Source organism: Rhodococcus sp. BP-261 (genome assembly GCF_019835205.1).
GTDB classification, from domain to species: Bacteria; Actinomycetota; Actinomycetes; order Mycobacteriales; family Mycobacteriaceae; genus Rhodococcoides; species Rhodococcoides kyotonensis_B.
In genome coordinates this window covers 1-19,496 of sequence record NZ_JABUCO010000010.1, presented here as the reverse complement: position 1 = coordinate 19,496, position 19,496 = coordinate 1, and the positions used below count along the sequence as shown (strand labels likewise).

General features: G+C 65.6%; 18 protein-coding genes. 9 read left to right on the top strand and 9 right to left on the bottom strand.

Going from position 1 to position 19,496, the window contains the following annotated elements; genetic code table 11:
* Window positions 1-7 precede the first annotated feature (7 nt).
* The 4 genes from HQ354_RS13130 to HQ354_RS13115 all read left to right on the top strand — a co-directional run bounded on the left by HQ354_RS13130 (window position 8) and on the right by HQ354_RS13115 (window position 4,555).
* Window positions 8-1,609 carry an NAD(P)/FAD-dependent oxidoreductase gene (locus HQ354_RS13130; RefSeq protein WP_068421713.1) on the top strand — a complete coding sequence of 534 codons (1,602 nt, stop codon included), beginning with the start codon at window positions 8-10 and terminating at the stop codon, window positions 1,607-1,609.
* 11 nt (window positions 1,610-1,620) lie between these two features.
* Window positions 1,621-1,920 (top strand): EthD family reductase, encoded by a 300-nt coding sequence (locus HQ354_RS13125; RefSeq protein ID WP_068421710.1) that lies wholly within the window; start codon window positions 1,621-1,623, stop codon window positions 1,918-1,920.
* A gap of 288 nt (window positions 1,921-2,208) precedes the next feature.
* Window positions 2,209-3,981, top strand: a complete 1,773-nt coding sequence (locus HQ354_RS13120) for a hypothetical protein (protein WP_240931028.1) — start codon at window positions 2,209-2,211, stop codon at window positions 3,979-3,981.
* Window positions 3,968-4,555: a class F sortase gene (locus HQ354_RS13115; RefSeq protein ID WP_068421704.1), complete on the top strand. Its 588-nt coding sequence runs from the start codon at window positions 3,968-3,970 to the stop codon at window positions 4,553-4,555. Before HQ354_RS13120 ends, HQ354_RS13115 begins: the two co-directional genes overlap by 14 nt.
* 8 nt (window positions 4,556-4,563) lie before the next feature.
* Here the strand turns inward: HQ354_RS13115 and pyrE are convergent, their stop codons facing one another.
* From pyrE to clpB, 6 genes are all read right to left on the bottom strand, one after another.
* Window positions 4,564-5,103 carry an orotate phosphoribosyltransferase gene (gene pyrE / locus HQ354_RS13110; protein ID WP_068421701.1) on the bottom strand — a complete coding sequence of 180 codons (540 nt, stop codon included), beginning with the start codon at window positions 5,101-5,103 and terminating at the stop codon, window positions 4,564-4,566.
* A gap of 44 nt (window positions 5,104-5,147) precedes the next feature.
* Window positions 5,148-5,717: a LemA family protein gene (locus HQ354_RS13105; protein ID WP_068421698.1), complete on the bottom strand. Its 570-nt coding sequence runs from the start codon at window positions 5,715-5,717 to the stop codon at window positions 5,148-5,150.
* A gap of 60 nt (window positions 5,718-5,777) precedes the next feature.
* A complete protein-coding gene (locus tag HQ354_RS13100) occupies window positions 5,778-6,590 on the bottom strand; it encodes an SDR family oxidoreductase (protein WP_068421682.1) in 813 nt (270 codons plus the stop codon).
* 20 nt (window positions 6,591-6,610) lie between these two features.
* Window positions 6,611-7,450 (bottom strand): hypothetical protein, encoded by an 840-nt coding sequence (locus HQ354_RS13095; protein ID WP_068421679.1) that lies wholly within the window; start codon window positions 7,448-7,450, stop codon window positions 6,611-6,613.
* Window positions 7,451-7,503: 53 nt separating this feature from the next.
* Entirely contained in the window at window positions 7,504-8,382 is an 879-nt protein-coding gene (locus HQ354_RS13090) for a DUF5666 domain-containing protein (RefSeq protein WP_068421676.1), read from the bottom strand.
* Window positions 8,383-8,462: 80 nt separating this feature from the next.
* Window positions 8,463-11,009, bottom strand: coding sequence for an ATP-dependent chaperone ClpB (gene clpB, locus HQ354_RS13085; RefSeq protein ID WP_068421673.1), 2,547 nt, complete (start codon window positions 11,007-11,009; stop codon window positions 8,463-8,465).
* A gap of 190 nt (window positions 11,010-11,199) precedes the next feature.
* On the opposite strand from clpB, the gene HQ354_RS13080 reads away from it, so the two are divergent.
* Complete coding sequence (locus tag HQ354_RS13080) at window positions 11,200-12,363, top strand: globin domain-containing protein (RefSeq protein ID WP_068421669.1); 1,164 nt, start codon at window positions 11,200-11,202, stop codon at window positions 12,361-12,363.
* A gap of 70 nt (window positions 12,364-12,433) precedes the next feature.
* Here the strand turns inward: HQ354_RS13080 and HQ354_RS13075 are convergent, their stop codons facing one another.
* Window positions 12,434-13,975: an acyl-CoA synthetase gene (locus HQ354_RS13075; RefSeq protein WP_254303390.1), complete on the bottom strand. Its 1,542-nt coding sequence runs from the start codon at window positions 13,973-13,975 to the stop codon at window positions 12,434-12,436.
* Window positions 13,976-13,997: 22 nt separating this feature from the next.
* Window positions 13,998-15,026, bottom strand: a complete 1,029-nt coding sequence (locus HQ354_RS13070) for an LLM class F420-dependent oxidoreductase (RefSeq protein WP_068421665.1) — start codon at window positions 15,024-15,026, stop codon at window positions 13,998-14,000.
* 70 nt (window positions 15,027-15,096) lie between these two features.
* Here HQ354_RS13070 and HQ354_RS13065 point away from each other — a divergent pair, with 70 nt between their 5' ends.
* The 4 genes from HQ354_RS13065 to HQ354_RS13050 are packed head-to-tail and all read left to right on the top strand — an operon-like array spanning window position 15,097 to window position 19,226.
* Complete coding sequence (locus HQ354_RS13065; RefSeq protein WP_068421663.1) at window positions 15,097-16,140, top strand: Zn-ribbon domain-containing OB-fold protein; 1,044 nt, start codon at window positions 15,097-15,099, stop codon at window positions 16,138-16,140.
* 9 nt (window positions 16,141-16,149) lie between these two features.
* The gene (locus HQ354_RS13060; RefSeq protein WP_068421661.1) at window positions 16,150-17,199 is read left to right on the top strand and encodes a thiolase domain-containing protein; all 1,050 of its coding nucleotides are present in this window, start codon (window positions 16,150-16,152) and stop codon (window positions 17,197-17,199) included.
* Complete coding sequence (locus HQ354_RS13055; RefSeq protein ID WP_068421659.1) at window positions 17,200-18,369, top strand: thiolase domain-containing protein; 1,170 nt, start codon at window positions 17,200-17,202, stop codon at window positions 18,367-18,369.
* On the top strand, window positions 18,366-19,226 hold the full coding sequence (locus HQ354_RS13050) for a TIGR03619 family F420-dependent LLM class oxidoreductase (RefSeq protein ID WP_068421657.1): 861 nt from the start codon (window positions 18,366-18,368) through the stop codon (window positions 19,224-19,226). The genes HQ354_RS13055 and HQ354_RS13050 overlap by 4 nt, the downstream gene beginning before the upstream one ends.
* 31 nt (window positions 19,227-19,257) lie before the next feature.
* On the opposite strand, the gene HQ354_RS13045 is transcribed toward HQ354_RS13050, so the two are convergent.
* The coding region (locus tag HQ354_RS13045) for an IS30 family transposase (protein ID WP_222636275.1) at window positions 19,258-19,496 on the bottom strand (239 nt) is incomplete at its 5' end.

The following is a 19,496-nucleotide window of genomic DNA, read 5'->3' as shown; positions in this document are numbered from 1 at the left end:
GTTTCAAATGAGCACACCAGATTACGATTCGATCGTCATCGGCGCGGGCTTCTCCGGCGTCTACATGACACACAAACTCCGGGAGCTCGGCCTCACGGTACACGGCTTCGAAGCTGCGGAAACCGTTGGTGGGACATGGTTCTGGAATGTCTACCCCGGCGCGAGATGCGACGTCATCAGCATGGAGTACGCGTTCACCTTCTCGCAGGAGATCATCGACGAATGGGCGTGGACCGAACGCTACCCAGCGCAACCGGAGATTCTCCGCTACATCGATTTCGTCGCCGACAAACTGGACGTGAAGAAGTACTTCGAGTTCGGCGTCCGTGTCGAATCGGCAGTGTGGGACGACGATTTCGCGCACTGGACAGTAGGAACCGACAAGGGAGAATTCGTCACCGCGAAGTACCTGATCACCGCGGCCGGGTGCTTGTCGACGTCGTCGACACCCGATTTCGCCGGACTCGACGCGTTCGAGGGCGAAACGATCCACACCAGCGCGTGGCCTCGCGACGGCGTCGACTTCACCGGGAAACGAGTGGGCGTGATCGGCACGGGTTCGTCCGGCGTGCAGGTGATCCCGAAGATCGCCGAGCAGGCCGAGCACCTGACGGTGTTCCAGCGAACCCCGGCGTTCAGTCTCGACTGCGGTAATCGCCTGCTGACCGAGGACGAGAAGGAATCCTTCAAAGCGCAGATCGAGAACTACAAGGTCGAATCGAAGGCGTCGGGTGGCGGCCAACCGGTCGACACGTTGGAGGTGAACACGTTCGATCACTCCGACGAAGAGCGACTCGCGGTTTTCGAGGAGCGGTGGAACCGCCACCGCGCAATCGATCTCATCGCAGCGTATCCCGACCTGCTCAGCGATCGCGAAGCCAACGAGACCATCTCCGAGTTCTTCCGCAGCAAAATTCGATCCGTCGTCGAGGACCCTGACCTCGCCGAACAGCTGTCCCCACGCGAACACCCGCTCGGTGCCAAGCGAATCACACTGGATACGAACTACTTTCAGACCTACAACCGAGACAACGTCTCTCTGGTCAGTGTGCGGAATGCACCGATCGAGGGTCTGACACCCGCGGGGCTGAAAACAGCGGACGCCGAATACCCGTTGGACGTGATCGTGTTCGCCACCGGATTCGACGCGATCACCGGGCCTCTACTGAAGATCGACATCCGTGGGCGAAACGGAAAAACGCTGCAGGACAAATGGTCGGACGGTCCCACCACCTATCTGGGGATCGCGGTCGACGAGTTCCCCAACCTGTTCACGCTGACCGGGCCCGGCAGCCCCAACGTGTTGACCAATGTCGTCTGCGCCATCGAGCAGCACGTGGAGTGGACCGCCGACACCATCGCGCATCTGGAGTCGATCGGTGCGCGGACCGTCGAGGCCGACGAGACCGCCGCCAAGGAATGGACCACCGGGGCGATCGAACTCGCGGATCAAACCCTGTATCCCGAGGGAAACTCCTGGTACACCGGCGCCAACATTCCAGGCAAACCCCGCGTCATCATGTCCTACGTCGGCGGGTTGAACGTGTACCGCGAGATCTGCGATTCCGTGGCAGCCAAGAACTACGAAGGCTTCACGATCACTCACTAGGAGGAGTTCAGTTGTTCCGCATCAGTATTGCCTACAACCATCCCGAGGACCCCGACGCGTTCCTCGCCCACTACCGCAGCGTGCACGCGCCGCTGACGGCCGCGATGCCCGGCATCCTGTCGTTCGAATGGGGCGTGTCCGAAACCCTCGACGGCTCGAAGCCCGCACACTTCGTCGTCGGAAATCTGAACTTCCCGTCGAAGGACGCCGCCGTCGCTGCTCTGGCATCGCCGGAGGGCAAAGCCGGCGCCGACGACATGCCCAATTTCGCCGGTGCGGGGTTCGTGATGGACATGCACGAAATCTGTTGAGCAACTGCCTCGTGCGCGCGAATGTACAGCCCGCTGTACATTCGCGCGCACGGGGCGAAAGTGCTTATAACGCTTCGGTAACCAAACCAACAGCCCTGGTTCAACAAGACTTTCTGGTCGGTTACGGTCCTTGAGAGCACTAAATCGTGTGACTCAGTAACGATTTCTCTGCGTCGGGGGCGGGGAAGAGGCGGCCTCGCGCCGCCGCCGACCGGAGGGCCAAGATTTATGTCGCAGAAGTCGATTGCTCGATTCCGACGAGCACGCCTTGCCGCCGCAGGTGCAGCCATGGTGTTGTCGTTCGCAGCCGTAGGACCGGGTGTCGCCGCAGCTCAGGAAGATCCCGCCACACCGGAAAGCACCGTCGAGCAGCCCACCGAGGAGTCACCGGCGCCCGAGCAGGAACAGGCGCCGAACACCGACACGGTTCCTTCCGACGTCGAGAGCTCGATCCAGCCACCGCCTGCACAGGTTCCCGCGGCGGGAACCGGCGACGCGGCAGCCGCTGCGGTACCGGCACCGCCCGATGCGCCGTCCACGACCCGTCCACTTCCTCAGGTCACCGGTGGTGTCGTGTTCAACGCCGACGGGACGGCGACGGTGGACGTCAGCATCGTTCCGCAACTGTCCGACGCCGAGCGGAAGGCGCTGGCGGACGCCGAAGCGAAGAGCAGAGCTGCCGCCGAGGCATCCACGGCAGCGCAGGCCCGACTGGACGCGGCCGTGGCGGCCGATGCCGCGGCGAGCACCGCCCTGACCAAGGCGGAAGTCGCCGCCGCAGACGCTGCGGCGAAGGCCACGCAGGCAGAAGCCGCGGCAGCAGCTGCAGAAGTGGACATGATGGCCGCCACGGCAGCGGTGAACCAGGCGAAGGCCGACGCCGCGGCTTTGCAGACCGCGGCCGATACTGCTGCGCAGGCCAAGACCGACGCCGAGGCCGAGGCGGCAGCTGCTGTCGCCGAGGCAGAACGCCTCGAGGCAGCAGCCGCCGGCGCGGGCGATCCGGGAGCGGTCGAAGCCGCTGCCACGGCCCGCGCTGATGCCGACGCCAAAGCAGCACTGGCAGCGACTGCCTCAGCGGACGCCGAGGCGTCGGCTCAGGCACTGCAGGATTCACTCGTCGCCGTGCAGGACGCGTTCAAGACCCTGAACATCACCAAGGTCAGCGCGGCAGTGCGTGCGGCTGCGGCACGGGCCGCCGAATCGCTGTCGGCAGCAACGGCGGCTCGAACAGCACTGGAAGCGTCGGCTGCTGCGGAGGCAACAGCCGGGGAACTCGAAGCCGCAGCGACGGCGTCGAACGAGGCCGTGGCCGCGGCGAACCAAGCGGCAACCGATGCACGGGCGACAGCGACCGAAGCGCAGGCGAAGGCCGACGCGGCAGCCGCTGCAGCCGCCAAGGCAGAGGCCGATCTGGCGGCCGGGCCGTCGGACGCCGATATCTCAGCCCTGGAAACAGCAGCCGCCGACGCGCAGAAAGCTCTCGACGACGCCGACGCCGCGTTGGCGACGGCAGAATCCGCAGCCGCTGACGCCGACGCAGCGCTCACGGCAGCTCAGGCCGACGCCGACGCGAAGACCGCCGATCTGAAGGCTGCACAGACGGCTGCCGCCGACGCCAAGGCAGCATCGGATGCCGCGACGAAAGCCGAAGCGGATCTGAAAGCGAAGGCCGCCGAACTCGCAGCGAGCGGACCGAAGTTCAGCTGGACGATCAATCTCGGTGACACCGTGAAGGAAGACGTGCCGGTCACCCAGATCGACGACACGACGGTCGTCGTGGACGAGACCGGTGTGGAGCTGATCGGCGTGTCGAACGACGACGGTTCGTTCACGGTGGCGGACTACTTCACCACCGACGACAACGGCGTCACCGTGGTCGCCGGCGAGCTGCCCGCCGTCTCGCTCGCGCTGGGCGATTCCGGTTCGACGGCCTCGGAGGGCTCGGACAGCTCGTCCGCGACGCCTGTGATCCTGGCCGGCGTAGGTGTCGTCGCCGTCGCGGCCGTGGGTGGCGCAGTCTACCTACGGCGACGCAATTCGACCGATGCATCTGCGTAGATCCGCAGTTGCAGCATCCGTCGCACTCGCCCTGTTCGGTTGCACGGCACAGGAACCGGGTCCGGCAGCACCCGATCGTTCGGCGGTGGAGTCGCAGATCTCTGCGGCTCCATCGGCGGCGGTCGGTGCAGGTCAACCGAATTGGATCGAGTTGCGGTCAGCCGACGGCCGGACTTTCATGAGCAGCACGGTCAATCCCGACGGCGTCTATCGTGACGCCTCACAGGTGCTGAACCCACCGGACGAACGTCCGGCGTGGTGGGCCGAGAGCGGTCTACCCGGAACCGACACCCAGCAGACGGTCGTCGTTGTCGGACACAACTATTCGACGCGGGATGCGCCGTTCCGATCGCTGAGCGTAACCGCACCCGGCGACCTCGTCGTGATGAGTACAGCCGCCGGTGTTCTGAACTACCGGGTCGAGACGACGGGGCCGCTGCCCAAAGGTTCCCTGTTGAGCGAGAACGAACTTCGCGCTCAGGTACCCGGCCGCTTGATTCTGGCCAATTGCGATGTCCGCGACGGGGAGCCGACGAACGACAACTTCTTCGTCGTTGCGCAGCTGGTTCCCTAGCGGAGGCGCTACAAGCCCAGGTCCCCCAGCCCGAGAAGCGAGCGGTATTCGAGCCCCTCGGCGGCGATGACGTCGTCGGCCCCGGTTGCACGGTCGACGACGGTCGCGACTCCGACGACGATTGCCCCGACGTCACGCAGCGCCTTGACGGCGGTCAGCGGCGAGTTACCCGTGGTCGTGGTGTCCTCGACGACCAGAACACGCTTTCCGACGACGTCCGGCCCCTCGATCTGTCGCTGCATCCCGTGCGCCTTCGCGGCCTTGCGAACGACGAACGCGTCGATGGGACGGCCCTGCGCATGCATGATCGACAGCGCGACCGGGTCGGCTCCCATCGTCAACCCGCCGACGGCGTCGAAGTCCCAGTCGGCAACCAACTCACGCATCAGCGATCCGATCAGCTCGCTCGCGCGGTGGTGCAGCGTCGCACGACGAAGGTCGACGTAGTAATCGGCTTCCTTGCCCGACGACAACGTCACCTTGCCGTGTACGACGGCGAGTTCACGAACGAGCTCGGCCAGTTCGGCGCGGTCGGCACTGTCGGACATGAGAGATCCCTTCGATCGAATTCCTGCCCGATGAATCTACCGACCTAGGCTGCGACGCTCGTAGGCTGGTCGTCGCCGGCGAGATCGACGTGCTCGACGAACGGCTCCGGCGCGTCGACCTTCAGCGCCTTCGCGACGAACTTCGACGGGAACGACGTCCGCAGCAGCGAGAGCCGGTACGCGTTGTCGTTGTAGACACGGACCGCGCCCGCGATGCGCTTCTCGGTGGTCTCCAGATCACCGGCCGGCCCCTGGAACGCCCAGTTGGACTTGAGTTTCGGATGCCGATCCGACTCGGCGAGCACGGTGTGCACCGCCGCGGACAACGCGTTCTCGGCGGCGGCCTGCGACGTCAGTCCGAGCCCACGCTCACGCACTGCCTTCGACCACGACCGCGCCCCGACGAGTTGGCGGACGGCGTCCTGATCCATGCCCGACGACTCGATCGCCGCGATGAGCGGTTCCAGCTGCGTGTACCTGCGGTCGAGTTCGACCGTGACCAGTTGTCGACTTGCCGCGGTGTGCGAGCGGAAGCGCCGGATCCGTCGCTCGACGCTCACCGTGTAGGCAAGAACCAGGACTACGACAATCGCCACGATCACGAAAACAGTCACGAGGTACGAATTTAACGGGGTTCTCCGCGACACGCCCGCAGGCACGCCAGAACCGTTTGGCTATGTTCGCCCGCGACCGCGTCCGACGACGTTGGTCAGCTTGCGCACGACGCTCTTCGGCACCTTCGTGCCGATCGCGGTCAGCACCTTGTACTGGGCACCCGGCACGCTGATGACCTTGCCCTTGTCGAGGTCGTTCATCGACGTCTGCACGACCTGATCGACGTTCAGCCACATGAACTTCGGAATGGTCGACATCTCGATGCCTGCCCGCTGATGGAATTCGGTCTTGATGAATCCCGGGCACAGCGCCTGCACCTGCACACCGGTTCCCGCGAGACCACCGGACAACCCCTCGGAGAACGAGATGACGTACGCCTTCGACGCCGAGTAGGTCGATCCACGCCCGGACAGCAGACCTGCCACACTCGCGACGTTGACGACGGTTCCCTTCGCCCCCGCGACCATCGACGGAAGTGCGGCGCGCGTCAGCTGCATGACCGCGGTGACGTTGACGTCGAGCTGCGCCTGCAACAACTCGGGCGACGCGGTCCAGAACTCGCCCGACGTACCGAAACCTGCGTTGTTGACGAGGAATTCGACGCCGCGTTCGAGCCGTTCGATCACCTGATCCCGACCCTGCTGAGACGCGAGATCCGCCGCGAGGATTTCCGAGTCGGTGCCGAATCCGAGGCGCAGCTCGTCGGCGAGCGAACGCAACTTCAGTTCGTTCCGCGCCACGAGCACCAGGTCGTAGCCGCGGGCGGCGAGGTGCCGGGCGTACCCGGCCCCGAGACCCGACGTCGGGCCGGTGACGAGCGCAACAGGGCGAAGCTTCCGAGAGATCTCCGGTTCGATCGGATCAGCGGTCATGCGAGAAGGTTATAGCGTTCTCAGGAGTCCGTGGGACGACCTTCGGACGAGTCCGCCGCACGACGGCCGGCCGCACGATTGATCGGCGTCGGCCGCGCCCCCGACGGTTCCGGGCGCCTGGGCTCCTGCACGCGGGGAGCAGGTGCCGGACGCTGCTGCGGTGCCGGTGCCGGTCGCTGCTGAGGTGTCGGCGTCGGACGCTGCTGAGGTGTCGGCGCCGGGCGCTGCTGCGCCGCACGTGGCGTGGGGCTTGCTCGGCGGGACACCGGTGGTAGAACGTGCAGCATGCCGGACAGGCGTGCGACGGAGTCGATCGCGGCATCCCACTCACGGCCGCTGCTGCCGAGCGGCATCGATCCGAGGGTCCAGTCGTTCTCGCTCCACAGCAGGTTCAGGTGCGGCGGCACCGATTCCGTGAAGGCCGCCATCCGCTGATCGCAGACGCGTCGCGCGATCTCCACGTCGGTGGCGAACACGACGCGCGGCCCGATCGAGCCGAGCAGTTCGAGGTCCTGGTCCTTCGGCGGCGGCGTCGACTTCAGTCGTAGATCGATGTCGACGTCGGACCCCACGGGCCGCTGAACCGCGACGATGGTCGTCTCTTCCTCGACGTCGAACAGAACGAAGTTCTCACCGCGGCGCACACCCCGAACGACGTCGAGCGCAACGTCGTGTTCCGGCTTGGCGAGTGCGGCTCGACGGAAGCGCCGCACGAGGTCGTCGCTGTCGGCCTCGTAGGTGTAACCCTGCGCCTTCGCCCACATCTGGCGAACGCGTCCGAGCTGGTCGCGGCGCGACCTGTCGATGTAGAGAAGTGCGACAGCACCCACGAGTGCGATCGCTGCAAGTCCGAACCACATAGCCGTCATCGCCCGTCAGCCTAACGCTTCCACGATGTCGCCCATCTGCCGACTTACGGCGTTTCGACGATGATGTCGGCCGTGATGGCACCGTCGGCGGCCGGACTGCCGTTGACGACGACACGCGACCCGACCTTCAGAGCCGACAGGTCGAATCCGGACAGCGACAACACCTGGGTCGCGGGCGTCGTCAACACCGTCACCGGGGCACCGTCGATCCCCTGCAAGGTCAAGTTCGACCCGTCGATCGCCGTGACGGTACCGATCGCAGCGCCCGAGCTACCGAGGATCTCGGGGATACCACCGGGCACCAGACCACCGGGGGTGGACGGCGGCGCCGAGGGCTGCAGGCTGGGAGTCGGGAGAGGCGCGAGCGTCGTCGGCAGCGGGCGCACGGTCGTCGGTGCGGATGCGGTGTTCGAACTCGACGGCTGATTGGTCACGAAGAAGACACCCGCCAGCACGACGACGACCAACGCGGCCAGTCCCACCAGCGCGAACAGCACCTTTCGCGACGAATTCCCACCCGTCGGCGGTTCACCGGTCTGCTGCGGCTGGTACTGCGGCTGCTGGAATTGCGGCTGCGGCTGCTGGAAGTTCTGGGGCGGTCCGTACGACTGGGTGTACTGGTGGCCGGGCCCGTACTGCTGGTTCGGATCGTAGGGCGGCAGCGCCTGCGTCGGATTCGGCTGCTGCTCGGCATACTGCGGATAGCCGTACTGCTGCGTCGGCTGATCCGGGTACGGCTGCGAATCTGGATACTGCTGGTAGCCCTGGTACTGCTGCGGTGGGTAGTTCTGGTACTGCTGGGTCGGCTGATCCGGGTACTGCTGCCACGACTGGGTGGGCTGATCGCGGTCGTAGGGGTCCGGTGGCGGATTCGCCGTCCCGTCCTCCCACGACCGCTCCCGCGGATCGTCCGAATTCGTCATTACCCGAGGGTACGTTGCCCGCATCCTCGATCCGCCGAGATCGACGTCACGCACGCATGTCGATCTCGGCGAGCCGCGAATCAGCCCAGTACCAGCCCGTCTCCGTCGGGCGACACGGCGACAGGAACGACGTCGCCGTCGCGGACCGTGCCTGCCAGCAGCAACTTGGCGAGCTGGTCGCCGATCGCCTGCTGAATCAGCCTGCGCAGCGGGCGAGCGCCGTACAGCGGGTCGTACCCACGCACCGCGAGCCACATCTTCGCTGCGGACGAGACGTCCAACGTCAACCTGCGCGCAGCGAGCCGCGTCGCCAACTGGCCGAGCTGGATGTCGACGATCGACTCCAACTGGTCCTCGGACAAGGCGTCGAACACGACGACGTCGTCGAGCCGGTTGACGAACTCGGGCTTGAAGGCGCGCCGTACCGCATCCATGACCTGGTCCTTCGTGCCGCCCGCACCGAGGTTCGACGTCAGGATCAAGATGGTGTTGCGGAAGTCGACCGTGCGGCCCTGACCGTCGGTCAACCTGCCCTCGTCGAGGACGGCGAGCAGGATGTCGAACACGTCCGGGTGCGCCTTCTCGACCTCGTCGAACAGGATCACACTGTACGGACGTCGTCGGACGGCCTCGGTGAGCTGGCCACCCGCCTCGTACCCGACGTAGCCGGGAGGTGCCCCGACGAGCCGCGCGACCGCGTGCTTCTCGCTGTACTCGCTCATGTCGATACGGACCATCGCCCGTTCGTCGTCGAACAGGAAGTCCGCGAGGGCCTTCGCGAGCTCGGTCTTACCGACACCGGTCGGGCCGAGGAACAGGAACGACCCCGTCGGACGATTCGGATCGGCGACGCCTGCGCGAGCACGGCGGACGGCGTCGGACACTGCTTGAACGGCGTCCTTCTGCCCGACGACACGCTTGCCCAGCTCGTCTTCCATGCGCAGAAGCTTCGCTGTCTCGCCTTCCAGCATGCGGCCTGCAGGAATGCCGGTCCATGCTGCGACGACGTCGGCGACATCGTCAGGCCCGACCTCTTCCTTCAACATGACGTCGTCCTGCGCGGGACTGGCCTCGGTCTGCTGTTCGAGCTGCTTCTCGAGAGCAGGGATACGGCCGTAGCGCAGCTCGGCGGCCTTGCCCAGATCGCCGTCGCGTTCCGCTCGTTCGGACTCGCCGCGCAGGTTCTCGAGCTCCTCCTTCAGCACCCGGACCGAGTCGATGGCGTTCTTCTCGTTCTGCCACCGTGCACTCAGCTCGCTGAGCTTCTCCCGGTCGTCGGCCAGTTCGGCGCGCAACTTCTCGAGACGGGCTTTCGACGCGTCGTCGGTCTCCTTCTCGAGTGCCATCTCCTCGATCTCGAGGCGACGCACGGCGCGCTCGACCTCGTCGATCTCGACAGGACGGGAGTCGATCTCCATGCGCAACCGCGACGCGGCCTCGTCGACCAGGTCGATTGCCTTGTCCGGCAGGAAGCGCGCGGTGATGTACCGATCGCTCAACGTGGCGGCGGCCACCAGCGCCGAGTCGGTGATGCGGACACCGTGGTGCACCTCGTAGCGCTCCTTGAGGCCACGCAGGATGCCGACGGTGTCCTCGACCGTCGGCTCTCCGACGTAGACCTGCTGGAAGCGACGTTCCAGCGCAGCATCCTTCTCGATGTACTTGCGGTACTCCTCCAGCGTGGTCGCGCCGACGAGCCGCAGCTCACCGCGGGCGAGCATCGGCTTGATCATGTTGCCCGCGTCCATCGCGGACTCACCGGTGGCGCCTGCACCGACGATGGTGTGCAGCTCGTCGATGAACGTGATGACCTGGCCGGCCGAGTTCTTGATGTCGTCGAGAACGGCCTTGAGCCGTTCCTCGAATTCACCGCGGTACTTCGCGCCGGCGACCATCGATCCGAGGTCGAGGGAGATGACGGACTTGCCACGCAGGCTCTCCGGCACGTCGCCGTCGATGATGCGCTGCGCGAGCCCTTCGACGATGGCCGTCTTGCCGACGCCGGGCTCACCGATGAGAACCGGGTTGTTCTTGGTCCGGCGCGACAGAACCTGCACGACGCGTCGAATCTCGGTGTCACGCCCGATGACGGGATCGAGCTTGCCTTCCCGCGCGCGGGCGGTGAGATCGGTGCTGTATTTCTCCAGCGCCTGGTACGTGCTCTCCGGGTCCGCGCTGGTGACGCGGGCGCTGCCGCGGACCGTCTGGAACGCGTCGCGCAGCTCGCTCGGGCCTGCCCCGTGTCCGGTGAGCATCTTCGCGACGTCCGAATCGCCGGTGGCGAGGCCGACCATGAGGTGCTCGGTGGAGACGAACTCGTCGTCGAGTTCCGTCGCGAGGTTCTGTGCCGTCGTGATGGCGGCAAGTGCTTCGCGTCCGAGCTGCGGTGTGGTCGTCGAACCGGTTGCCGACGGCAGACGCTCGACCATCGTCTGAGCTTCTCCCCGTACCGTCACCGGGTCGACGCCGACAGCCTTCAGCAATGGCGAGGCGATGCCGTCTGTCTGATCCAGCAACGCCACCAACAAATGTGCCGGACGGATGTCCGGGTTACCTGCCGCGGATGCGGCCTGCAGAGCCGCGCTGAGCGCAGCCTGGGTCTTCGTGGTGGGGGTGAAACTGTCCACCGGTCACCTGCTTTCTTCTGAGAACAACTGATGTCGGTGAGTACAACGATAGCGAAGTTGAGTCTGTTCCGCTCAACTCTGAAAATTTGCGCGAACCCGGCCGGCCCAGGCATGTGGCCACCGTTCGCCAAACGGGATACCCTCGACCGGTCTACTTCGGAACCGTCTACCTGGGACGGAGGTCGATTCGGTGCTCGATGCGCGAACACTCTCCCTGGTTCGTGCCGGTTTCAAGGCGGTTCTTGCAGCGGACGACGGCCCCGAGCGACTCGCCCGATCCTTCTACGCGCACCTCTTCGCGGAACATCCGGAGTTCCGAGCGTTCTTCCCGGCTGCCATGGATCAGCAGCGCGAACGGTTCGTCAAGGCGCTCGCGTGGGTGTTCGACAACCTCGACCGCGACGAGCGCGTCGTCCCGTTCCTCGAACAACTGGGGCGCGACCACCGCAAACACGGTGTCGACGGGTCGCACTTGCGTGCCGGCAGCTCGGCGTTGACCTCGGCGTTCCGGACCTTCGTCGGCAACGAGGTATGGACCGACGAGATCGAAGCCGCATGGACGTCCACACTCGACCTGGTCAGCGGCAGCATGGCCGTCGCAGCGGATTCGGACGAGATGCCGCCGTACTGGGGAGCGACGGTTGTCGATCACCAGCGGCTGCTCGACGACCTGGCCGTCGTGCGGCTGCAGCTGGACGAGAGCATCCCCTATTTCCCGGGCCAGTACGTCAGCGTCCAGATTCCGCAGCGCCCCAAGCTGTGGCGCTACCTGTCCCCCGCCATTCCGAGCAACCCGCAGGGCGAGATCGAATTCCATGTCCGACGCGTCTCCGGCGGCTGGGTCAGTCCCGCGATCGTGGGCGAGACCGTCGTCGGAGATCGGTGGGCGGTGAGCCCGCCGCTCGGTGGACTGCACGTCGACCGGTCGATCCCCGAGGACGTGTTGATGATCGCGGGCGGAACGGGCCTGGCGCCGCTGCGCGCGCAGATCATGGACATGGCTCGCATGAGTCGCAATCCCCGCGTGCACCTCTTCATGAGCGGGATCTACCCGCGCGACCTGTACGACGCGCAGACCATGTGGCAACTGTCGCTGTCGAACCCATGGCTCACGGTCGTACCCGTCACCGAGGAGAACGAGGACCCGTGGTGGCACGCGTCGCCGACCCCGGAATTGCCTGTAGGCATGCACCACCGGCTGCACGGACCGATCGGCAAGGTCGTCACGCAGTTCGGATCGTGGGCGGACCGTCGAATCCAGGTCTGCGGTTCACCGTCGATGGTGCGCACGACGCTGTACGCACTGCGCAAGGTCGGTACGCCGATGGAGCACGTGCAGCACGATCCCCTGTAGGCAGCTCCGCTGCACGTGTACGAAAATACATAGCGGGCTATGCATTTTCGCGCACGTGCGCCGCAGGCGCCTACCAATACGGGTCGCGGAGTCTGCGCTTGTACAGCTTTCCGTTCGGGTCGCGCGGCAATTCGTCGGTGTAGTCGATGGACTTCGGGAGCTTGTACTTCGCCAGCCGCTCGCGAGCGAAGTCGAGAATGTCCGCGGTCAGGCGATCGTCCGGTTCGACGCCTACTTCCGGTTGTACGACCGCCTTGACCTCCTCACCCCAATCTTCGTGCGGCACACCGAACACCGCGATATCGGCCACACTGGGGTGCGTGATCAGCTCCCCTTCGATCTCGGCGGGATAGATGTTGACCCCGCCGGAGATGATCATGTCGGACTTGCGGTCGCACAGAAACAGGTAGCCGTCCTCGTCGAGATAACCGATGTCGCCGAGTGTGAACAGATCTCCGACGCGTGACGCCTCGGTCTTCTTCTTGTCGTGGTGGTATTCGAAGCTCGAACCGCCCATACGCATGTACACCTGGCCGGGTTCGCCTGCGGCGAGCTCGTTTCCGTCGTCGCCCAGCACCTTGACGACCGAATTGGGCCACGGCAGTCCGACCGATCCGGGCTTGCGCAGCCACTCGTCACCCGAGATGACCGTTCCCCCACCTTCGGTCGCAGCGTAGTACTCGGTGACGACAGGACCCCACCACTGCAGCATCTTTCGTTTCACGTCCAGCGGACACGGCGCGGCACCGTGGATCATGACGCGCAGCGACGACACGTCGTACTTCTCGCGGGTCGCGTCGGGCAGGGCGAGCAACCGGTGGAACTGCGTCGGGACCATGTGGCCGTGCGTCACGCGATGCCGTTCGATGAGCGCGAGCATCTCCTCGGGATCCCATCGGTCCATCAGAATCACCGTGTGGCCCAGTTGAATCGAGATCGCGACGAAGTTCAGCACGGCCGTGTGATAGAGCGGCGAGCCGCAGATGTGCACGTGGTCGTCGAACGGTCGTATCCCGAAGATCGCGAAGAACCCACTCGACGCGAGCGGCACCTGATCCGGGTCGGCACCGGTGAGCGGGCGTCGCACGCCTTTCGGTTTTCCCGTCGTTCCCGACGTGTACAGCATCGGCCCACCCGCAGTGCGGATGTCGGGTCGCGCGTCGGAAGCACCGAGATCGCGCAGCGGCATGAACCCGTCGATGTCGCCGACCGAGAATCGCGCAGGCACACCGGATTCGTCGGCGGCCCGGCGTGCCGCGTCGGCGAATCGTGCCGACGCGACAAAGGCTTTCGCGTCACTGTCCTGCAGTATGTACGCCACTTCGGAGCCGGTCAGGTGCCAGTTGACGGCCACGATGTAGAGACCGGTCTGGAACGCGGCGAAGTAGAACGCGACGAGATCTGCGCTGTTGTGGAGCATCATCACGACGCTGTCGCCCGGCCGGAGCCCCATGTCCTGCAAGCCGCGACCGTAGCGGTTCGCGTCGGACACCAACTCGCCGTAGGTGTGCGGTCGCCCCTCGGGATCGACGAGCGCGATGCGTTCCGGTTCCTCGGCGGCGATGTTCCACAACCCACCCGTGCGCATTCCAGCCTTCTCTTCGACCGTCATGCCACACAATCTAGAACGTGTTCTACCTCTTCAGCAAGGCCCCGAGCTCCCGCACTCGCGACGCGGTGGGCGCAGTCACGAGCAGCATCGTCACGCCGGCGTCCTCCCAGCGCTTCACCTCGCCGCGCACGTGGTCGGCGTTGCCGATGATCATCGTTTCGGCAACCATCTCGTCCGGCACGACGGCGGCCGCCTCGTCCTTGCGTCCGGACTGGAACAGCCTGCCGATCTCGGCGACCTCCTCGTCGTAGCCCATGCGCCGGTACACCTGCGCGTGGAAGTTCAGTTCCGGTGCGCCCATTCCGCCGACGTACAGCGCGACGGTCGGCTTGAGCTGCGCGATCGCCGCGGGCCGATCGTCGGTGAGCACCACCTGACAGGTCGCGGCGACCTCGAAATTCTCCCGTGTCCGACGCGCGCCGGGACGCGCGAATCCGTCGTCGAGCCACTCGTCGTACATCGGCGCGAGCCTCGGCGAGTAGTAGATCGCCAGCCAACCGTCGGCGATCTCGGCGGCCAACGCCACGTTCTTCGGACCCTCGGCGCCGAGCCAGATCGGCAGGTCGGCGCGGAGCGGGTGCGTGATGGATTTCAGCGGCTTGCCCAGGCCGGTGCCGTCGGCCGGCAGCGGGTAGTGCGGTCCGTCGCTGGTGACGGGACGCTCTCGAGCCAGGACCTGCCGCACGATGTCGACGTACTCGCGCGTGCGTGCCAACGGTTTCGGAAACGGCTGGCCGTACCACCCCTCGACGACCTGCGGTCCGGACACACCGAGGCCGAGGACGGCCCTCCCACCGCTGAGGTGGTCGAGGGTCAGCGCGTGCATCGCGCAGCTGGTCGGCGTACGTGCGGACAGCTGCGCCACCGACGTGCCGAGAGCGACGCGCGACGTGCGCGAACCCCACCAGGCCAGCGGCGTGAATGCGTCGGACCCCCACGATTCGGCGGCGAAGACGGCGTCGAAACCCGCCTCCTCCGCCGCGTCGACGAGGTCCGCCGTTCCCGTCGGGGGCTGTGCACCCCAGTAGCCGAGCTGCAATCCGAGCTTCATTTCCAGTGCCCTCCGTCGACCGGTCTTGCCTCCATAATAAGAACCTGTTCTACTGAAAAATGTGACTTCGGTGAATGCACCACTCAGCGCGCCGCTGAACAATGCTTTCGATTACACACGCTCGGTCGGGCCGACCATCGGAGCGTTCCTGACGGGGTTGCGTCGCAAACAGATTCGTGGCGGACGCACGAGCGACGGCCGCGTTCACGTACCGCCACCCGAATTCGACTCGGCGACAATGGAACCCGTCACCGATTTCGTGGACGTCGCATCGACGGGCACCGTCGTGTCGTGGTCCTGGGTGCCGACGCCCTATGACGGGCAACCTCTCGACCGTCCCTTCGCGTTCGCGCTCGTTCGACTCGACGGCGCCGACACGGCGCTGCTGCACGCCGTCGACGCGGGAAGCCCGGACCGTATGTCGACCGGCATGCGCGTACATGCGCGGTGGGCCGAGGAGCGAGTCGGCGATATTCACGACGTCATCTGCTTCCAGCCGGGAGTGGAGCCTGCGGAACGACCCATTGGGCCGGGAGTGGAGCCTGCGGAACGACCCATTGGGCCGGGAGTGGAGCCTGCGGAACGACCCATTGGGCCGGGTGAGGGTGCCGAGGACCCGCAGTCCGCCGGTGACCCCGTCGAGATGATCACCACCCCAGTCCGCCTGGAGTACACGCATTCCGCGTCGGCCGAGGAGAGTTACTACCTCCGTGGACTGAAAGAGGGACGCATTCTCGGCGGACGGACGGACTCTGCCGGCAAGGTGTACGTACCTCCTCGCGGGGCCGATCCCACCGACGGGCGGCCGACGGCGGAGCAGGTGGAACTGCCCGATCGTGGCATCGTGACGACCTTCTGCATCGTCAACGTGCCGTTCCTCGGCCAGCGGATCAAGCCCCCTTACATCGCGGCCTACGTGCTGCTCGACGGCGCCGACATCGCGTTTCTGCATCTGATCCTCGAATGCGACCCGGCCGATGTCCGAATGGGGATGCGCGTCGAAGCGAAGTGGAAGCCGCAGCAGGACTGGGATTACACACTCGAGAACATCGAATACTTCCGCCCGACGGGTGAACCCGACGCGGACTACGACACCTACCGACACCACCTGTAAGGGGCGGCCATGACCGATATCGCAGTGGTGGGGTTCGCGCAGGCGCCGAACGTCGCCGAAACGGCGGGCACCACCAACGGCGTCGAGATGCTGGTGCCGTGCTTCCGGCAGCTGTACGACGAACTGGGAATCGACAAGTCCGACATCGGTTTCTGGTGTTCCGGCTCGTCCGACTATCTCGCCGGACGCGCCTTCTCGTTCATCTCGGCGATCGACGCCATCGGCGCGGTCCCGCCGATCAACGAGTCACACGTCGAGATGGATGCGGCATGGGCGTTCTACGAGGCGTGGGTCAAGTTGATGACGGGTGAGGTCGAAACAGCACTGGTGTACGGCTTCGGCAAGTCGTCGGCAGGAACCCTGCCGAAGATCCTCGCGATGCAACTCGACCCCTACCTGGTGGGCCCGCTCTGGCCGGATGCGCTGTCGTTGGCCGGAATTCAAGCCCGAATGGGTATCGACGCCGGCAAGTGGGACGAACGCGCGATGGCCGAAGTCGCGGTGCGCAACCGAGCGAACGCGCACCCGCTGGCGCAGCTGACTGCGCCGTTGGATGTGGAAACGCTACTCGCCTCGGACTACATCGCGGACCCCCTCCGCGCGCACGACTGCGCACCGGTGACCGACGGCGCTTCGGCGATCGTTCTTGCGGCGGGCGACCGTGCGCGCTCGCTCCGCGAAAACCCAGCTTGGATAACGGGAATCGAGCATCTCGTCGACTCCCCCGAGATCGGTGCCCGAGATCTGACGACGGCCCCGTCGGCACACAACGCGGCGCTGAAGGCGTCGGGAGGCGATCTGGCGAGCATCGTGTCCGCCGAACTCCACGCGCCGTTCACACATCAGGAAATCATTCTCACCGAGTGGCTTTCGGACCGAACCGCTGTGAATCCGTCCGGCGGAACCCTCGTCGGGAACGCGATGTTCTCGGCCGGGCTCGAACGCATCGGACACGCCGCGACACGCATCTTCGACGGGCACGACGACCGCGTCCTCGCGCATGCAACGAGTGGTCCTCTGCTGCAACAGAATCTGGTCGCCGTGATGGAGGGGAGATAGATGAGCAAGCACCCCGCGGCCGTCCTCGGGACCGGCCAGACGCACTACGTCGCCAAGAGACACGACGTGTCCATGTCCGGACTGCTGCGCGAAGCGATCGACCGCGCGATGACCGACGCCGAGGTGACCTGGGACGACATCGATGCCGTCGTCGTCGGGAAGGCACCCGATCTGTTCGAGGGCGTCATGATGCCCGAGTTGTTCATGGCCGACGCCATCGGCGCCACCGGAAAGCCGCTGCTCCGCGTGCACACCGCCGGTTCCGTCGGCGGCTCGACCGGGGTGGTGGCGTCGTCGCTCGTGCAGTCGGGTGTGCACCGACGCGTCCTGGCCGTGGCGTGGGAGAAGCAGTCGGAGAGCAATGCCATGTGGGCGTTGTCGATTCCGATTCCGTTCAACATGCCGGTCGGTGCGGGCGCGGGTGGGTACTTCGCGCCGCACGTGCGGTCGTACATCAGGCGCTCGCATGCGCCGGACCACATCGGCGCAATGGTCGCGGTGAAGGACCGACTGAACGGTGCGAAGAATCCGTACGCGCATCTGCGGCAACCGAACATCACGCTCGAGTCGGTACAGGCGTCGCAGATGCTCTGGGATCCGATTCGCTACGACGAGACCTGCCCGTCGTCCGACGGGGCGTGCGCCATCGTCATCGGCGACGAGGAATCGGCACGTGCTCGCGTCGCCGACGGGAAGCGGGTCGCGTGGATTCACGCGACGGCGATGCGCACCGAGCCGACGACGTTCTCGGGCCGTGACCAGGTCAGTCCGCAGGCAGGCAAGGATGCCGCCGCTGCACTGTGGAAGGCTGCGGGTATCACCGATCCGCTGACCGAGATCGACGTCGCCGAGATCTATGTGCCGTTCTCGTGGTTCGAGCCGATGTGGCTCGAGAACCTCGGGTTCATGCCGGAGGGCGAAGGCTGGAAGCTCACCGAAGCGGGAGACACGGCACTCGGCGGAACCTTGCCGGTCAATTGCTCCGGTGGTGTGCTGTCGTCGAATCCGATCGGTGCGTCGGGCCTGATTCGGTTCGCCGAGGCCGCGATGCAGGTGATGCACCGGGCAGGCGATCATCAGGTCGACGGCGCCCGGACAGCACTCGGCCACGCGTACGGCGGTGGTTCACAATACTTTTCGATGTGGGTCGTAGGGAGTGAGCAACCGTGAAGTACACCGTCGGAATCGCCATGACGCCGTTGAACGAGTTGACGACGCTGGCGCGAACGGCGGAGGAGTGCGGGTTCACGTCGATCGCGCTACCGGATTCGTTGTTCTACATGGAAACTCAGTCGGCGGACTATCCGTACACCCCGGACGGGTCACGCATGTGGACGGCCGACACCCCGTGGGTCGACCCACTCATCGCAGCAGCCGCGATGGGTGCGGTGACGACGCGCATCGAGTTCTACACGCAGGTGCTCAAGCTCGGCTCCCGCAACCCCGTACTGCTGGCTCGCCAGGTCGGCTCGGTGGCCGCGATGACCGGTGATCGATTCGGATTCGGCGTCGGAATCGGCTGGGCACCCGAGGAATTCGAATGGTGCGGGGTGCCGTACGCGAAACGCGGCAAACGAGTCGACGAGATGATCGACGTCATCAAGCTGATTCTCGGCGGCGGAATGGTCGAGCATCACGGCGAGTTCTACGATTTCGACAAACTGCAGATGAGTCCCGCGCCGGCGAAGCCCGTGCCCTTCTACGTCGGCGGCCACACCGACGTCGCGTTGCGGCGAGCGGCGCGAGTCGGCGACGGCTGGACGTCCGCGATGATCACGTTCGACGACCTGGTGGGCGTCATCGCACGGCTGCGCGAGTTGCGCGCCGAGTACGGAAAAGCCGACGAGCCGTTCGAGATCCAGACCGTGTGCATCGATCGCTTCGGAAAGGACGGATACGCCGAGCTGGAGGAAGCAGGCGTCACCGACATCATCACCGTGCCCTGGGTCTTCGACGGCATCGGGTTCGACGGGCCGCTCGAGGCGAAGCAGGAGTCGATGCGGAAGTTCGCGGAAAACTTCATGTGAGTGGCAATGTACAGCGGGCTGTACGGCGGTCTCAAGCGGTCATCGCAACGAGCGTCTTGTCGTATGCCTTCAGAGGAGTATCCCATCCGAGGGTCCTACGGGGACGGTTGTTGAGTAGGTCCTCGACCTCGGCGAGCCGTTCTGGGGAGTGAACGGACAGATCGGTGCCTTTGGGAAAGTACTGACGAAGCAGTCCGTTGGTGTTCTCGTTGGTGCCACGTTGCCACGGGGAGTGCGGGTCACAGAAGTAGACCTGCACCCCTGTGTCGA

What these genes read in the sequence shown, in the direction of transcription:
- HQ354_RS13070 (WP_068421665.1), bottom strand. Translation starts at nt 15,026, where the DNA reads ATGAAGCTCGGATTGCAGCTCGGCTACTGGGGTGCACAGCCCCCGACG.
- HQ354_RS13130 (WP_068421713.1), top strand. Translation starts at nt 8, where the DNA reads ATGAGCACACCAGATTACGATTCGATCGTCATCGGCGCGGGCTTCTCC.
- HQ354_RS13075 (WP_254303390.1), bottom strand. Translation starts at nt 13,975, where the DNA reads ATGACGGTCGAAGAGAAGGCTGGAATGCGCACGGGTGGGTTGTGGAAC.
- HQ354_RS13060 (WP_068421661.1), top strand. Translation starts at nt 16,150, where the DNA reads ATGACCGATATCGCAGTGGTGGGGTTCGCGCAGGCGCCGAACGTCGCC.
- HQ354_RS13095 (WP_068421679.1), bottom strand. Translation starts at nt 7,450, where the DNA reads ATGTGGTTCGGACTTGCAGCGATCGCACTCGTGGGTGCTGTCGCACTT.
- HQ354_RS13055 (WP_068421659.1), top strand. Translation starts at nt 17,200, where the DNA reads ATGAGCAAGCACCCCGCGGCCGTCCTCGGGACCGGCCAGACGCACTAC.
- HQ354_RS13100 (WP_068421682.1), bottom strand. Translation starts at nt 6,590, where the DNA reads ATGACCGCTGATCCGATCGAACCGGAGATCTCTCGGAAGCTTCGCCCT.
- HQ354_RS13115 (WP_068421704.1), top strand. Translation starts at nt 3,968, where the DNA reads ATGCATCTGCGTAGATCCGCAGTTGCAGCATCCGTCGCACTCGCCCTG.
- HQ354_RS13090 (WP_068421676.1), bottom strand. Translation starts at nt 8,382, where the DNA reads ATGACGAATTCGGACGATCCGCGGGAGCGGTCGTGGGAGGACGGGACG.
- pyrE (WP_068421701.1), bottom strand. Translation starts at nt 5,103, where the DNA reads ATGTCCGACAGTGCCGACCGCGCCGAACTGGCCGAGCTCGTTCGTGAA.
- HQ354_RS13120 (WP_240931028.1), top strand. Translation starts at nt 2,209, where the DNA reads ATGGTGTTGTCGTTCGCAGCCGTAGGACCGGGTGTCGCCGCAGCTCAG.